At 69.6% G+C, this 15,331-nt stretch carries 14 protein-coding genes; 7 read left to right on the top strand and 7 right to left on the bottom strand.

Going from position 1 to position 15,331, the window contains the following annotated elements:
* Nucleotides 1–268 precede the first annotated feature (268 nt).
* Together QM809_RS10170 and QM809_RS10165 are read left to right on the top strand one after the other, a co-directional pair.
* On the top strand, nt 269–1,999 hold the full coding sequence (locus tag QM809_RS10170; protein ID WP_415045659.1) for a hypothetical protein: 1,731 nt from the start codon (nt 269–271) through the stop codon (nt 1,997–1,999).
* 228 nt (nt 2,000–2,227) lie between these two features.
* Complete coding sequence (locus QM809_RS10165) at nt 2,228–2,830, top strand: hypothetical protein (RefSeq protein WP_415045658.1); 603 nt, start codon at nt 2,228–2,230, stop codon at nt 2,828–2,830.
* A 22-nt stretch (nt 2,831–2,852) separates the two neighbouring features.
* Here the strand turns inward: QM809_RS10165 and QM809_RS10160 are convergent, their stop codons facing one another.
* The 3 genes from QM809_RS10160 to QM809_RS10150 form a co-directional block, all read right to left on the bottom strand.
* Nucleotides 2,853–3,626, bottom strand: a complete 774-nt coding sequence (locus QM809_RS10160; RefSeq protein ID WP_415045657.1) for an HNH endonuclease family protein — start codon at nt 3,624–3,626, stop codon at nt 2,853–2,855.
* A 403-nt stretch (nt 3,627–4,029) separates the two neighbouring features.
* Nucleotides 4,030–6,303, bottom strand: a complete 2,274-nt coding sequence (locus QM809_RS10155; protein WP_415045656.1) for an ATP-dependent DNA helicase RecG — start codon at nt 6,301–6,303, stop codon at nt 4,030–4,032.
* A gap of 18 nt (nt 6,304–6,321) precedes the next feature.
* Nucleotides 6,322–7,995, bottom strand: a complete 1,674-nt coding sequence (locus QM809_RS10150) for a DAK2 domain-containing protein (protein ID WP_415045655.1) — start codon at nt 7,993–7,995, stop codon at nt 6,322–6,324.
* A gap of 257 nt (nt 7,996–8,252) precedes the next feature.
* On the opposite strand from QM809_RS10150, the gene rpmB reads away from it, so the two are divergent.
* Nucleotides 8,253–8,444, top strand: coding sequence for a 50S ribosomal protein L28 (gene rpmB, locus QM809_RS10145; RefSeq protein ID WP_415045654.1), 192 nt, complete (start codon nt 8,253–8,255; stop codon nt 8,442–8,444).
* 162 nt (nt 8,445–8,606) lie between these two features.
* The gene (locus QM809_RS10140) at nt 8,607–9,398 is read left to right on the top strand and encodes an enoyl-CoA hydratase/isomerase family protein (protein WP_415045653.1); all 792 of its coding nucleotides are present in this window, start codon (nt 8,607–8,609) and stop codon (nt 9,396–9,398) included.
* 19 nt (nt 9,399–9,417) lie between these two features.
* Here QM809_RS10140 and QM809_RS10135 read toward each other — a convergent pair whose 3' ends face one another.
* From QM809_RS10135 to QM809_RS10125, 3 genes are all read right to left on the bottom strand, one after another.
* Nucleotides 9,418–10,092, bottom strand: a complete 675-nt coding sequence (locus QM809_RS10135) for a uracil-DNA glycosylase (protein ID WP_415045652.1) — start codon at nt 10,090–10,092, stop codon at nt 9,418–9,420.
* Complete coding sequence (locus tag QM809_RS10130) at nt 10,092–10,613, bottom strand: gamma carbonic anhydrase family protein (RefSeq protein WP_415045651.1); 522 nt, start codon at nt 10,611–10,613, stop codon at nt 10,092–10,094. The genes QM809_RS10135 and QM809_RS10130 overlap by 1 nt, the downstream gene beginning before the upstream one ends.
* A gap of 174 nt (nt 10,614–10,787) precedes the next feature.
* Nucleotides 10,788–11,381 (bottom strand): DUF3515 domain-containing protein, encoded by a 594-nt coding sequence (locus QM809_RS10125; protein WP_415045650.1) that lies wholly within the window; start codon nt 11,379–11,381, stop codon nt 10,788–10,790.
* 104 nt (nt 11,382–11,485) lie between these two features.
* Here QM809_RS10125 and thiL point away from each other — a divergent pair, with 104 nt between their 5' ends.
* Together thiL and QM809_RS10115 are read left to right on the top strand one after the other, a co-directional pair.
* Nucleotides 11,486–12,607 carry a thiamine-phosphate kinase gene (gene thiL / locus QM809_RS10120; RefSeq protein ID WP_415047054.1) on the top strand — a complete coding sequence of 374 codons (1,122 nt, stop codon included), beginning with the start codon at nt 11,486–11,488 and terminating at the stop codon, nt 12,605–12,607.
* Nucleotides 12,608–12,853: 246 nt separating this feature from the next.
* Nucleotides 12,854–13,357 carry a hypothetical protein gene (locus QM809_RS10115; protein ID WP_415045649.1) on the top strand — a complete coding sequence of 168 codons (504 nt, stop codon included), beginning with the start codon at nt 12,854–12,856 and terminating at the stop codon, nt 13,355–13,357.
* Between the two features lie 146 nt (nt 13,358–13,503).
* On the opposite strand, the gene QM809_RS10110 is transcribed toward QM809_RS10115, so the two are convergent.
* Nucleotides 13,504–14,541, bottom strand: coding sequence for an NAD(P)H-dependent glycerol-3-phosphate dehydrogenase (locus QM809_RS10110; RefSeq protein WP_415045648.1), 1,038 nt, complete (start codon nt 14,539–14,541; stop codon nt 13,504–13,506).
* A gap of 126 nt (nt 14,542–14,667) precedes the next feature.
* Between QM809_RS10110 and cofC the strand changes: the two genes are divergently transcribed.
* Nucleotides 14,668–15,315 carry a 2-phospho-L-lactate guanylyltransferase gene (gene cofC, locus QM809_RS10105; RefSeq protein ID WP_415045647.1) on the top strand — a complete coding sequence of 216 codons (648 nt, stop codon included), beginning with the start codon at nt 14,668–14,670 and terminating at the stop codon, nt 15,313–15,315.
* Nucleotides 15,316–15,331: the final 16 nt, after the last annotated feature.

The following is a 15,331-nucleotide window of genomic DNA, read 5'->3' as shown; positions in this document are numbered from 1 at the left end:
GGTCGGCCGCATGTCCGAGCCCCTTCTGCCTCCGCCACTGATACCTCCCGATCCCCGGGCGGTCTCGCCCACTGAGGCACATCACCCGGTCGGCCCCGAGGAATCTGCGACGACCGTGTTCCGTCCGCCGAACCCATCCCCGCACGCTTCAGCGGAGGATGTGAGCACCACAGCACTTCCAGAACCGGCTCCGGCCATTCCTCCACCGCCTGTCCAGGTACCCGGTGTCCCCTCCGGAACACCTCCTCCTATCGTGCCGCCACCCGTCATGCCGCCGACCGGCCCGGGTCTTCACGGTCCTGGTCCCAGCGCCTTCGGTCCTCCGTTCGCCCTACCTCAGCAGGCCCCGTCTCTGCCGCCACCTCCGAAAGCAGTATTCGACGATCTACAGAAGACGTTCGGCGAGATCGCCAAGCGCATCATCGCCAATTGGCAGATTTGGGCCGCAATCGTCATCGGCCCGATCGTCGTCGTAGGCCTACTCATGGAACTCTTCAACAACACCGCATTCGATGAGTTCCGCGCCGCATTCTTCTCTTTCCTGATAATTTCATTCGGCACACCCATCTGTGGCCAATTAGCCGTCCGACAAGCCGATGAGTCTGTGCCGACGAAGACACCTAGGCCAGCCACGATCAGAGCTTCACTTCTAGTCACCGCAGCAGCCTTCACCATCGGCATAATGATGTATTTTATCACCAGCCCGATTCTGCTCGAAGAATACTGGGAGAGAAGCGCTTTCGAAGCCTTCTTCGTCGCACTGCTGACCGCGTTCGTCGCATTTGCCGTCTACGCCGGGCTCCGGATGGCACCGCTTCTAGTTCAAGAGTTCGGCCTGCCGATCCAGTTCGCGATCACCGAGAGCATCCGCCTCGCCAGGATAGACCTCCGGAACACCGCAATCACTCAGTTCACCCCGGTCTTCGCAATCGCTTTCCCACTTTTCTGGGTGAGCATCCCAAGAGCCTTTGACGAATGGATGATGCTCACGGCCATCGCGCTCCTCTGTCTGGCGATGCCGTTCGTAGCGGGAACTGAAGCAGTTCGGTTCCGCCGAGCATTCGGCCGGTTCGGGATACCACCAGATATCGTCATGCCGAAGCCGACGATTCGGATACCACACGGATTCTTCTGGGTGACGGCCGCGATCCTCGTCTATCCGACTGCGGGAACCGCTGCGGTGTACTTCACCACCAAGCCACAGCGGCAGAGCGGTATCGAAAGCATCCTCAATCCGCCGACGCAGGACGTCATTCTCCAGAACATGGCGATCACTTTGGGATTGGGTCTCCTCCAGTACGCGGTGATCGTGACAGCGGTGGTCAAAGGGCGACGACGTGACATCCCGACACCCACCGGATGGATCAAGACCTGCGCCTTTCTGGCACCGATCGGCGAGATCGTCGGAGTCTGCGTCAACACGCGGAGGACCGGCACCCTCTACGCGCAGGACGTCCTCCCCGTATTCGGAGTGGGAGTATCCGCCACCGCAGCCATGATCATGGCTGCTTGGCTTCTTGGACGCCGCCGGGTGTCCACCGCGATCGGTGTCTCGATTCCGTTCGGTATCGGTGTGGGTCGGACGATCTACGATCTCAACCGCAACGCCGGCGGCATCCAGTCGCTTCTCAACACCGCGGCCGTCGACCGTTACTTCGACGACTGGGTATTCAAAGTCGCCACCCATCTCATCGGTATCGCCCTCGCCGCCGCCGTCGCCGCATGGCTGGCATACGGCCTCGACAGGCTGGTGGACCATCTCATGCGAGCGAACCGCATCCCCGGGCCCGTCATGGGAGTTCCCCCGGTTCTTCCCGGCTATCCGATGCAGTCACCGGTCCCCGGCTTCACCGGGTACGGGCCGACTGCTGGCGCTCTGCCACCCGGCGGCGTTCCGGCACAACCTCACCCCTCTGCACATCCGGGACAGTCGACTCCTCCCGGACCGCTTCCACAGCCCGGTCCGCCCACGTTCCCTCCGCCCCCGCACCAGAACTGACGACGCCGCGGTCACTCCGTACACAGGACGGTCCGACTCGACGCACCAGGGCCGCAGGACCAGGCGCCGAAGCGAGAGGCTTCGACTCGCTGCATTCACTCCGTTCGTGGAGCGGCTCGGTCCGCGAACGATGCGGACGACACGGTGCGGAGACAGGAGCGCTCGACCAACCGCATACCGGGGACCACGCCTCTGGCCGACGGCCGCCGAACAGGCCAAGATTGACGGATGAAGACCGCAGGCAAGTGGCTCACCTTCACCGGACTGGCGATCGGGATCATCAGCCTGATCGTGGGAATCGTCACGACAGTGTCCGGATTCGGGAAGTTGGCCGAACTCGTGGACGACACCTTCGTCGTCTCGGGCCCGACCGCGTACACCGCCGCCGCAGGCGAGACGCTGGTGCTCTACCGCGAGGGTTACGGCGTCGGGTCGACGCCGTCGTGCACGTTCGACGGTCCCGCCCAGCCGAAGACCACCTCACCGGGATCCGCGGAGTACACCTACAACGACGTCACCCTCCGGCCGTTCCTGAACGTGACGTTCACCCAGTCGGGCAGCTACACCATCACGTGCAGCCTGTCGGGGGTGGTCGCCGGACCGGAGATCAGCGTCGGCGGGATCGCGAGCGGTGTCGGCGGGATCTTCCTTCTCTTCTTCGGCGTCGGTCTGGGCTCCCTGATGCTCATCATCGGCATCGTTCTGTGGATCATCGGCGCCAACCGGACCAAGAACCCGCCGCCACCGCCGCCCCACCCGGGGCAGTCGTACCCCGGGCAGCCGTACCCGCCGCAGCCCGGGCAGGGGTATCCGACGTATCCGCCGCGGTGACGTCGTCCCCCGTGCCGCCCGGTCAGGGACCGGCGCGCGGACAGTCCTCGAGCGCCTCGGACAGGACTGCCCGGGACCGCACGTCCACCGGGAGCGCATAGGCGGCCGACACCGTCACGAAGGCGATCGCGTACTGGCACCAGAACCCGCGCAGTTCCGGCATCCAGCGTCCCGGTTCCAGATCCGACTTGGTCTGATTGCTCGCCGCGTCCACAGCGACCAGATTGGCCGGGTCGTTCGCGAACGCCAGCCGCACCGGCGGCGACCACGCCGAGGCGCCCATGTCCCACGCGTACGACAGCGGCACGATGTGGTCGATGTGCACCGCCGTGGACCCGCGACCGCGGGTGAACACGATCTCCCGGCCCGTGTACGGGCTGCGGAACCGTCCGCTCGCGACGGCCGCGGAGCAGGTCGCCGCGGTCGTCGACTTCACGACCGCCAGATCTCGGGCGAGGACGTCGTTGCGGGTGTCGCAGCCGTTGCCCGCCTCCCCCACCCCGGCCGCGTCCGACCACGCCGGACCGAACGCCTCCCGCCGATACTCGACACTCCGCGGCAGCCGATGTTCGACGACGACCAGCGCCCCCAGCGCGGCCCGCGCCGCCGTCACGCGCGCCAGGTCGATCGACGGCGGCGCCGTGTCGCGCCACCCGATCCCGGCCGCGGTGATCACCGCGGTCGCGGCGAAACCGAGCAACGCCGACCAGTGTCGCCCGGTGAGCCGGATCCGGCCGTCCGGCCGCGTGTGCCGCACGGTCCGGATCCGCAGTTCGATCTCGCGTCGTAATCCCATGTGTCCCCCACAGGATTAGACGCAGCGGGTGGGCATCCGGTTCCCTCGGTGAGGAAGCGGCACTCGGCGATCGAGCACCCCGCGGTGATCGAGCTCCTTCGGTGATCGAGCGGAGTCGAGATCGAGCGGAGTCGAGATCGCCTCGGTGGTCCGACGGTGGTCTCGACTCCGCTCGACCAACGAAGAGAACTCGACCAACGAAGAGAACCGCTTGACCGGCGAAGAGAACCCGACCGCTGAAGAGAACCACTCGACCGGCGAAGAGAACCCGATCGGGGAGAGAACCACTCGACCAGCGAGGAGGACTCGACCGGGGAGAGAACCCGACCGACGAGGGGCGCTGTCCGAGCGGCGAGGAGAGCCGGTCGCCCGACTCCGTCGGCGGAGAGACGCCGAAACCGAGTCAGGTCTTCTCCAGGTATCCGAGCTTCGACGGGAGCAGGATCGAATCGACCAGTTCCGCGAGTTCGGGATGCCGGTCCAGCGGGAGATCCTCCTCCACGATCTCGGTGGCCAGCTCCCGCGCGTCGGTGATGATGTCGGCGTCGTCGAGCAGGCTCAGAAAGTGCAGCGACGACTTGCCGCCCGACTGCAGCGATCCGAGCACGTCGCCCTCACGACGGGCCTCCAGGTCGATCCGCGCCAGTTCGAAGCCGTCGTTCGAGGCGGCGACGGCATCCAGCCGCGCCCGCGAACCGGTCCCCTCCTTGGCCTTGGTCATCAGCAGGCACAGTCCGGCGTGCCGCCCGCGACCGACACGACCGCGCAGCTGATGCAGCTGGCTCACCCCGAACCGTTCGGCGTTCACGATCACCATCGTCGTGGCGTTGGGGACGTCCACGCCCACCTCGATCACCGTGGTGGACACCAGGACGTCCACCTCACCGCGGGTGAACCGGTCCATGACGTCGTTCTTCTCCTCGGCCGGCATCCGCCCGTGCAGGTACTCGATCGAGCGGTCCACCAGCGGTCCCCGCGTGGTCAGATGCTTCCACTGGTCCAGCACCGAGACCTCCTCAGCCGCGATGTTCGACTTCTCGTCGCCGATCCGCGTGCACACCACGTACACCTGCCGGCCCTGCGCGATCTCCTCTTCGGCGCGCTCCCACACCCGGTCGACCCAGTTCAATTTCTCCATCGGCACCACCGTGGTGGTGATCGGCTGCCGACCGCGCGGGAGTTCGGTCATCGTCGACGTCTCCAGGTCGCCGAAGGTGATCATCGCGACGGTCCGCGGGATCGGCGTCGCCGTCATCACCAGGAAGTGCGGCCGATGGATCCGTCCCTTCGCGCGCAGCGTGTCACGCTGTTCGACGCCGAAGCGGTGCTGCTCGTCCACCACGACCATGCCCAGATCGAAGAATTCGACGTGGTCTTCGAGGAGCGCGTGGGTGCCGATCACGATCCCGGCCTGGCCGGTCACGATGTCGAGCAGGTTCCGCTTCCGTTCGGCGGTCTTCTGCGAACCGGTCAGCAGCGCCACCTGCGTCGCGCCGTCGGCGGCGCCGAGTTCGCCGCCGCGGGCCAGGTCGCCGAGCATGGTCAGCACGGTCCGGTGGTGCTGCGCGGCGAGCACCTCGGTCGGCGCCAGGATGGCGCACTGGTGCCCGTTGTCCACCACGCGCAGCATCGTCAGCAGCGAGACCAGCGTCTTGCCGGAACCGACCTCTCCCTGCAGGAGCCGGTTCATCGGGTGGGCCCGGGCGACGTCGTCGCCGATCTCGGCCACCACCGCCCGCTGGCCGTCGGTCAGTTCGAAGGGCAGCGTCGCCAGCAGCCGGTCCTCCAGCCCCCCGGGCACGTGCGGGCACTCGTGCGCCGACTCGGTCCCGGCGGCGACCCGGCTCTGGGCCAGCACCGTCTGCACGGCCAGGGCCTCGTCGAACTTCAGCCGTTCCTTCGCCTCGAGGATGTCGTTCTGGGTCTCGGGCAGGTGGATCTTGTGGATCGCCTCGTCACTCGTCATCAGTCCCCGCGCGGTCCGCTGCCGTTCGGTGAGCGCGTCGGCGACGGGCATCAGATCGGCGAGGACCGTGCGGATCGCGCGCCAGATCTCCCAGGTCTGGACGTCCTTGGTGGCCGGGTACATCGGGACGATGTCGCGGGAGAAGTGGTCCATGTCCTCGGCCGAGGCGACGTGCTCGGCGTCCCGATCGGCGGGGTCCCGACCCGCCGGATCCTGTTCGATCTGCTCGGAGTACATCTCGGCGAGCATCGAGGTGCCCAGTATGTGGTCGTCGGTGGCCTCGGGGAGGATCAGCCACTCCGGGTGCGAGAGCTGGATCTGGTTGCGGAAGTACTTCACCGTGCCGGCCAGTGCCAGACGGGTCCCCGGCAGCAGCCGTTTCTTCATCCAGCGCGCGTTGAAGAAGCTCACCTCGTAGGTGCGCCTGCCGTCGTTCACGACCACTTTCAGGAAGCTGCCGGGCTTGCGTTTCATCGGGATCATCTCGGCCCGCGTGACATGTCCCACGACGTTCACCCAGCTCCCGGCCTCGGGCAGTTCGTGGTCGGCGGTGTCACCGCGGGCCAGGTACCGCCGCGGCGCGTACCGCAGCAGTTCGCCGACGGTCACCAGTTCCAGGTCGGCGAGTTTCGCGACCAGTTTCGGGTCGATCGAGGTCGCGGCGAGCTCGGTCGCCATGCCCGGTTCCTGCGGCGCGTCGTCATTCGTCATGGGGTCGTCCGTCATGGGTCACTCGACGCCGATCTGCAGCAGCTGGCCGGTGTGCCCGGCGTCGTACATCGCCAGCTCGATGCCCGGGTGTTCGCGATGCACGTGTTCTTCGATGCGGGTCCGTGCGGCGTCGTCGAGATCGCGTCCCACCAGGATCGTCACCAGTTCGCCGCCGGTGCCGAGCATCAGGTCGATCAACCGGGTCGCGGCCTCGCCATGGCCGCCGGCGATCACCAGGACGTCCGAGCCGATCAGACCGAGGGTGTCGCCGACCTCGCACGTGCCGACCAGCGTCATCATCTTCGTCGTCGACCGTTGCAGCGAACCCCAGCGCGTGGCGGCCGCCGCCTCGGCCATCGCGAAGGCGTCGACGTCCGGCGATTCGGCGGGCTCGTGCACCGCCAGCGCCGCCAGGCACTGCACCATCGAGAGCGTCGGGATGAACACCAGCGAACGCTTGGCCGACCGCGCGTCCGCGCCCACCGAGACCAGGTCGGCCGACGCGATCTGCCCGTTGCCCATCACGACGGTGTGGGCGCTGTCGGCGGCGACGATCGCCGCGGCCACCGTCGCCGGATCGATGCCCGCGTCGGTCCGGACCACCGAGGCGCCGGCGTCGGCGAACAGCTGCTCGGCGCCGTCGCCCTGCGCCAGCACCAGGACCGCGCGCCGGTGCCGCGGCGGCGGCTCGTTGGCGCCGGGGTTCCTGCGTGCCTCGTCGAGCAGGAAGCAGCTGATCCGGATGTCGCGCACCTCGCCGAGGCGCAGCCCGGCCTCCACCGCCTCGCCCGGCACGTCGGTGTGCACGTGGACCGAGAACTGTTCGGCCGCGGTCGAGCTGTCGCCGACGATCACCACCGAGTCGCCGAGCTCCCCCAGTTCCTCGCGCAGCGCACCGATCCGGGTGCCGTCGGCCACCAGCAGGTACATCACCTCGAATGCGGTGTCGCCGGATCCCGAGCACTCTCCGCCGAGGTGCCCGGTGTCGGTCATCGATCCGCGATAGGTACGACGGCGATTGGCCACCCCCGTCACCACGAACACCATCGCGTCGAGCATCACCAGGAAACCGCGGGCCCCGGCGTCGACGACGCCCGCGTTCGCCAACTCGATCATCTGCTCGGTGGTGGCCTCCAGGGCCACGGCGGCCTCGTCCGCGGTGGCCCGCACCATGTCGGCCGGCGAGCCGCCGACCTCGCGCGCGGCGGTGTCCGCGGCCACCCGGAGCACGGTCAGCACCGTGCCCTCGCGGGGGATGCTCACCGCGCGCTGCGCCGACAGCGAGGCCAGCCGCAACCCGTTCGCGGCGAGCCTGTTGAAACCGAGGTCGTCGTCGGCCGCGGCCAGATCGGCGGCATCGGCCAGACCCACCAGGATCTGCGACAGGATGATCCCGGAGTTGCCGCGCGCGTTGGCCACCGCGGCATCGGCCAGGGTGCGCGTCACCAGCGGCAGCGCCGCGTCGTCGGGCAGGGCGTCGAGCGCCTCTGCGGCCCCGGCCATGGTGAAGGCCATGTTGCTGCCGGTGTCGGCATCCGGGATCGGGAAGACGTTGAGGTCGTTGATCTCGCCGCGCTGCTCCGCCAGGCCCCGGGCGCACGCGTGCGCCCAGTCCCGGATCAGTCCGGGACTGACCGGTGCACTCGCCCCGGACGACTGTGCCGCGTCCGGCCGCGCCCCGCTCGCCTCCACTTCCGACGACCCCCTTCTGCCCCGACCGCCCTGGTGCGCGGCTGCTCGAGAGCCGTCGTGCCGCTCTCTCGGATATCGAGTCCGAGATTACGCGGACCCACCGACAATCCGGGTCCGGTGCCCACAGGTCGACACGATTTGTCAGCCGGGGCGGGATCCGGTTAATCTGTTCGGGTTGCCTGCCCGTGTGCGCATATCCCTATGCCACTCGCCCGGCAGGTGAGTAATCCATCATCTTCAACCAAAGGGAGTTCGACATGGCTGCCGTTTGTGACCTCTGCGGCAAGGGCCCCGGCTTCGGCAAGTCGGTTTCGCACTCGCACCGTCGCACCAACCGTCGCTGGAACCCGAACATTCAGTCGGTTCGCGTCGAGGTGGCCCCGGGCAACCGCAAGCGCAAGAACGTGTGCACCTCGTGCTTGAAGGCAGGCAAGACCACCCTGGTCTGAGCCGAAACGCTCTTCCGCAAGACGAGTACGAGAAGTCGCTCGACCGTTCCGGTCGAGCGACTTCTCGTCGTCTTCCCACCGGTTCGCTCCCGTCGGCGACGATGCGCGGCCGGGATCCCGGCCCCTCTCCGAAGCCGCGATCGGGCCCCTAAGCTGGGCTCCATGATCAATGAACTCACCGTCCTCCACGACGACGGCGTCCTGGAAGTCCCCGTCTCCCTCGCCGGTGCGGGAAACGCCCTCGACCGCGATGCCGTGCTCGCCGGCCGCGAGGCCTTGCAGGCGGTGCTGCGTGGACGCCTCCGGGCCGGCGCCGTCCTGCTCACCGGCCGGGGCGACAACTTCTGCGCGGGCGGCAACGTGAAGAGCTTCCATTCCGCCGACGACCGCAAGGCGTATCTCCGCGGCCTCGCCCACGACCTCCACGGGCTGCTCTCGGACCTCTACGCCACCCGGCTGCCGACCGTCGCCGCGGTCCGGGGCTGGGCGGCGGGCGCGGGCATGTCCGTCGCCCTGCACGCCGACTTCTCCGTCGGCGGACCCTCCACCAGGATGCGGTCCGCCTACCCGGGCATCGGGCTCTCCCCGGACGGCGGCATGTCGTGGATCCTCCCGAGGATCGTCGGCCTCGGCCGGGCCCGCACCATCCTGATGGGCGACGAGGTGCTCGACGCCGACACCGCGCTCCGGCTGTCGCTGCTGAGCGAACTGGTCGACGACGACCGGGTCGAGTCCCGTGCACGGGAGATCGCCGTCGACCTGGCCGCGGGCCCGCACGGCTCCTACGCCGCGATCCGGCGACTGCTCTTCGACTCGTGGTCGAACCCGCTGCACGACCAGTTGCACATCGAGGCCGAGAGCATCTCCACGCTGGCGGCGAGCCCGGAAGGCATCGAGGGCGTGAACGCGTTCGTCGAGAAGCGCACCCCGGACTTCCGCGCCGCCCGCGGCTGACTCGGGCGCCCCGAATCGATCAGGGCAGGCGCCAGTCCACCGGGTCGCCGCCGAGGTCGAGCAGTTCCTCGTTGGCCCGGGAGAACGGCCGGGAGCCGAAGAAGCCGCGCGAGGCCGAGAGCGGCGAGGGATGCGCCGACTCGATGGTCGGCACGTCCGGCAGCCACTGCGCGGACCTGCGGGCGTCGTTGCCCCAGAGGATCGCGACCATCGGCTCGTCCCGGTCGGCGAGCGCCCGGATCGCGCACTCGGTGACGATCTCCCACCCCTTGCCTCGGTGCGAGGCGGGTTCGCCGGGCTGCACGGTGAGCACCTTGTTGAGCAGGAGCACGCCCTGCTGCGCCCACGGCGTCAGATCCCCGTTCGACGGACGCGGGTACCCGAGGTCTTCGCAGTACTCCTGATAGATGTTCTGGAGCGACCGCGGGATCGGCGACACCTCCGGCGCCACCGAGAAGCTCAGGCCCACGGCGTGCCCGGGTGTCGGATACGGGTCCTGTCCGACGATCAGCACGCGCACGTCGTCGAAGGGCTGGGTGAACGCGCGCAGGACGTTCTTCCCCGCCGGGAGGTAGCCGCGGCCCGCGGCGTTCTCGGCGCGGAGGAAGTCGCCCATCGCGGCGATCTGCTCCTCCACCGGAGCCAGCACCCGCGCCCATCCGGGATCGATCAGTTCGGCGAGCGGTCGTGCCATCAGTCGATCCTCCTCAGGTTCTCCGCGTAGAAGCGGCCGTTCTGGAAGTACAGCTCGGTGTTGCCGTCGAGGTGTCCCTCGGGCACCTCGACGCCCTCACGCACCTTCGCCGGCACGCCCACCGCCATCGACCGGGGCGGGATCGTCGACTTGTACGGCACCACCGCCCCCGCGCCGACCACCGAGCCGGCACCGATCGTCGAGCCGTTGAGCACCACCGAACCGGAGGCGATCAGGCAGTCGTCGCCGATCTCCGCGCCCTCGATGTGCGCGTTGTGCCCCACCACGCAGCCCGCGCCGAGCACCGTCGGCTCGGTGAACGTGCAGTGGATCACCGTGCCGTCCTGGATGTTGGTGCGCGCGCCGACGGTGATGGTGCCGTAGTCGCCGCGGAGCACCGCGCCGGGCCACACCGAGACGCCGTCGCCCAGGGTGACCGCTCCGATCACCGTCGCGTCGGGATGGATGTACACGTCCTCGCCGAGGGTCGGCTCACGATCGCCGAGTGCATAGACCGCCATGGATCGATCTAACCATCGACGACCCTTCGACAGGCTCAGGGATCGGCATCGCGGGCTCGAGAATCGGCATCGCGGAGTCGGAGGTCGGCATCGCGGGGTCGGGGATCGACGGCACGGGGTCGGGAATCGGCAGCACGGGATCGGCGGAGCGGTACGACCCGAAGGTCACGACGCTCAGCGGCCGCCGAAGTCCAGCGGCGCCGACGGCAGGTCCGCCGCGAGATCGGAGACGTCCGTCAGCGGCGCGTTGCCCGCCTCGGCGGGCACCCACATCGCGAGGTACGGACGACGGTCCACCAGCACGTACGCCTGTCCCCGCGTCTCGTCGGTGTCGGTGATGAACCACTGCACCGCGTTGACCACCTGCAACGAGCTGGTGGGTGCCAGCCCCTCCGGCCGGGCGACGCCGCAGCGCAGTTCCAGCGGCTCGTTCGACGACGCGTCCGGGAAGGTCCACCGGACCAGGTTCCCGTCCACCTCCTTGTCCCGGTAGTCGCCGAACGACGCGGGCAGCTTCTCGATGAACGCCGCGCACCGATCGGTCTCGGCCTTCTCCGACGAGGCCGGGTAGCTCCGGATCGGCGACTCGGGCACCCGGTTGTTCTTGAGCACGGCGAACACGAGGAAAGCGGTGAGCACCATGACCGGAACGGTCACGAGCGTCGCGATCAACGCGGGGCTGAGTCCGGTCCGGCCGCGGGAGGCCGGGCCGGTGGCGTCGTCGGTCTTCCCTGGTTCGTCGCCGCCCGGCGCGCTCTCGTCGGTCATGGCTCCAGCGTAGTGTCGGCGGCGTGCAGCAGGTTCGCAGGCCCCAGCCCGTATCGGTCGACGAGCGCACCGTCGGTGACGTCGGCGAACGCGCCCTGATCGCCATGTTCACCGCCGCCGCGCACCGCAGGACGCCCGCGGACCGGACGCCCCTCGGGGACGGAACGCACGACGCCGCCTCCCGGGAGGTGGTGATCGGCTCGGGCGACGACGCCGCCGTGGTGGCCGGCGACGGCGCGGTGGTGGTCAGCACCGACACCGCCGTCGACGGGCGGCATTTCCGGTTCGACTGGTCCACGCCCGAGCAGATCGGGGCGCGCGCGGTGGTGCAGAGCGCCGCCGACATCGCGGCGATGGGCGGTGTCCTGGACGGCGTGGTCGTCTCGCTGGGCTGTCCGCCGCACACCCCGGTCGACCGGCTCCTCGCCCTCGACGAGGGGATCGTCGAGCAGACGCATCGACTCGGCGGCCGCGTGCTCGGCGGCGATCTGGTCTCGTCGCCGACGGTGATCCTGACGGTCACCTCGCTCGGATCGCTCGGCGGCCGCGCGCCGGTCACGCTCGCCGGGGCCCGGGACGGCGACGTCCTGGCCGTGAGCGGGCCGCTGGGCGGTGCCGCCGCCGGGCTCGCCGTGCTCTGCGCCGTCGAGGACGGCGCCGACCCCGCGCTGACGGAACGCTTCGCGGACCTCGTCGCGGACTACCGGCTGCCCCGGCCCGACCTGAGCCAGGGGCCGCGCGCCGCCGAGGCGGGCGCCCACGCGATGACCGACGTCTCCGACGGCCTGGTCGAGGAGATCATCACCATGGCGGGCGCCTCCGGGCTCGTCGTCGACGTCGTCTCGGAGGCGGTGCCGCGGCCCCCGCTGCTCGACGACGCCGCGCGCGTGCTCGGTGTCGATCCGATCCGCTGGGCGCTCACCGGAGGCGAGGACCACCAGTTGCTGGGAGCGTTCCCGCCGGGCCGGGTTCCCGACGGCTGGATCGAGATCGGCACATGTCTCAAGCCCGGCTTCATGTCGCCCTCGTCGGAGGCCTCGCGACACGCCGTGTCTCAGACGACACACCGAGCCGAACTGAGATTCTCCGAAGAAATTGGTCACAGAACGATAGACGACGCGTCGAAGCAGACTTACGGCGCGGGTCACGCCACCGTCGACGGCACCCCCGCCGGAGCGCTCCGTGGCTGGCAGTCGTTCAGCGAGAACGGATTTCGCGAGATCTGACCTCTCGCCGCGGCACGACGTCGACCGATACGACGACCACGTCCGCCCCTCCGCCGTCGACCGGAATCCCCTGCACTCTATGCCCGATTCGGGAAACACGAACGGGGGTGCGGGAAGGCGGATTCGGGCCGGAGCCGCTAGAGTACGGCCGGAATCATCTATGGGTGCCACGGCACCCGCGCTTTCGGTGGAGTCGGCGACCACACAGTGGCCGATCGACCGAGTGCACGACACCTGAGGGGCGAAATGAAGAAGATCATGACCAGGGCGGCGTCCATGGCCGCATCCGCCGGAATCGTCGCGGCAGGCCTGACCACCATGGCCGCCGGTACCGCCGAGGCGGCTCCGGGCGACCTGCGCGTCACCGTCGATGCCAAGTGCGTCGTCAGCCACGACCGGCCCGCCACCGACCGCATCATCTACGTGACGAACGTCGGCGGTGCGACGGTCCGCAACATCCGTATCGCCGAGGTCGACGGCCCCCAGCACGGCATCCCGCGTCTGCGCCCCGACCAGGAGACCCGTCCGAGCACCGTCGGCGGCATGCGCTACTACTCGCACACCGGTGTGCGCACCGCCAACGCGCTGCGTCCGGGCGAGATGGTGAAGACCTGGCACGTGGTCCCCGGCTGCAACGGCCCGTGGTCGATCGCCGGCTACGCGACCGGTAACCCGGGCGACAACCTCATCAACAACGGCGACGTCCGCTGGGATTCGAAGAAGCCCCGCAACGAGCGCCCCAGCCGCTGACGCCACGGAGCGCTGAGCCGATCCGGCTCTGACGATCCCGCAGCAGATGCCGCAGCCCCGGTGAGATCACGGTCTCACCGGGGCTGCGGCGTCCAGCCGTCCGCGGAGCGGTGTTCCCGGGCGGTCCGGGTACCGGCGGCGGCCGGTCAGCGCGCCGGATCGGTCTGGTCGGCCTCGACGGCGCCGTAGACCTCCGGTTTGGTGGTGCGGCCCAGCAGCATGCCCACCATGTCGCCGACCGCCATGCCCTCGTGACACACCTGGTAGACCGCCTCGGTGAGCGGCATCTCGACACCGTACCGATGGGCGAGCGCACGGACCGAACGGCAGCTCTTGACCCCCTCGGCCACCTGGCCGTTGGTCGCGGCCTGCGCCTCCTCCAGGCTCTTGCCCTCGCCGAGCCGGGCCCCGAACGTGCGGTTGCGGGAGAGCGGCGACGAGCAGGTGGCGACCAGGTCGCCGATCCCGGCCAGACCCGCGAGCGTCGTGATGTCCGCGCCCAGCGCCATGCCCAGCCGGATGGTCTCGGCCAGACCGCGCGTGATCAGGGTCGCCAGGGTGTTCTCGCCGAAGCCCAGGCCCGCGGCCATGCCGCACGCCAGCGCGATGACGTTCTTGGCCGCGCCGCCGATCTCGGTGCCGACCACGTCGGTGTTGGTGTACGGCCGGAAGTATCCCGCGGCGAACGCCGCCTGGATCCGGGTGGCGACCTCCTCGTCGCTGCACGCGATCACGGTGGCCGCGGGCTGCTCCTCGGCGATCTCCCGGGCCAGGTTGGGGCCCGAGAGCACCGCGATCTGCGCCTCCGGGAAACCGGTGACCTCCTTGATCACCTGACTCATCCGCTCCCCCGTGGTCACCTCGACGCCCTTGGCGAGCGACAGCAGCACGGCGTCGGCGGGCAGGTGCTCACGCCACTGCTCCAGGTTCGCGCGCAGCGACTGCGACGGCACGGCGCACACGACGAGTTCGGCGCCGGCGAGCGCCTCCGGCACCGACGAGACCGCCTTCAGCGCATCGGGCAGCCGGATCCCGGCGAGATAGTCGGAGTTCTCGTGAGCGGTGGTGATCTGCTCGGCGAGTTCGGGTCTGCGCGCCCACATCGTCACGTCGTTGCCCGCGTCGACCAGGATCTTGGCGACCGCCGTCCCCCACGAACCCGATCCCATCACTACTGCCCGCACTGAAGACCACTCCCTCTCCACGACCGTCGATCACCTGACCTCTCAGACTAGTGGCCCGTCGTCGCCGCGCGGCCCGAATCGGGCCCCGCCACCACCGTGCGCGGACGGCCGTGCACCATGGTCGGTATGTCCGACGAGGTGACGGTGGTGCTCGCGCTCAAGGAGCTGCACCGCGCCAAGAGCCGACTCGCCCCGCGGTTCCCCTCCTCCGATGCCCGCGCCGCCCTCGTCGAAGCCATGTTCGCCGACACCGTCCGGGCGGTGCAGGCGGCCGGGGCGCACCGCATCGTCGTCGTGAGTCCCGATCCCCTGGTCCGGCGGCGCGCCGAGGCGCTGGCCCGGCCCCGGCGGCCGGTGCTCGCCCTCGACGAGCGGCCCGACACCCGCGGCCTCAACGCCGCCTTCCGGCTGGGTGCCGCCGCGGCCCCGCCGGACCACCGCATCGTCTACCTGCAGGCCGATCTGCCCGCACTGACCCCGGACTCGTTCGCCGACGCCGTGCACCGGGCCGGTCGCCACCGGGCCGCCTTCGTCGCCGACCGGCACGGCACCGGCACCGCGTTGCTCTCGACGTCGTCGAGCCGCGGGTTCGCGCCCGCCTTCGGGCCCGACTCGGCCGCCGCGCACCGGGCCGCCGGGGCCGTCGAACTCGATCCCGCCGGGCACCGCTGGCCGGACCTGCAATGCGACGTCGATACCCCCGATGACCTGCGCGAAGCCGTCGCGCTGGGGTCCGGACCGGAGACCGCCGTCCGCGCCGCCGCGCGGACCTGAAGGGTCGGCCCGCGCG

This window comes from Gordonia sp. (in: high G+C Gram-positive bacteria) (assembly GCF_047600385.1).
Taxonomy (GTDB): Bacteria; Actinomycetota; Actinomycetes; order Mycobacteriales; family Mycobacteriaceae; genus Gordonia.
Note: the sequence above shows the minus strand (reverse complement) of the source record. Positions and strands in the feature narration are given on the sequence as shown.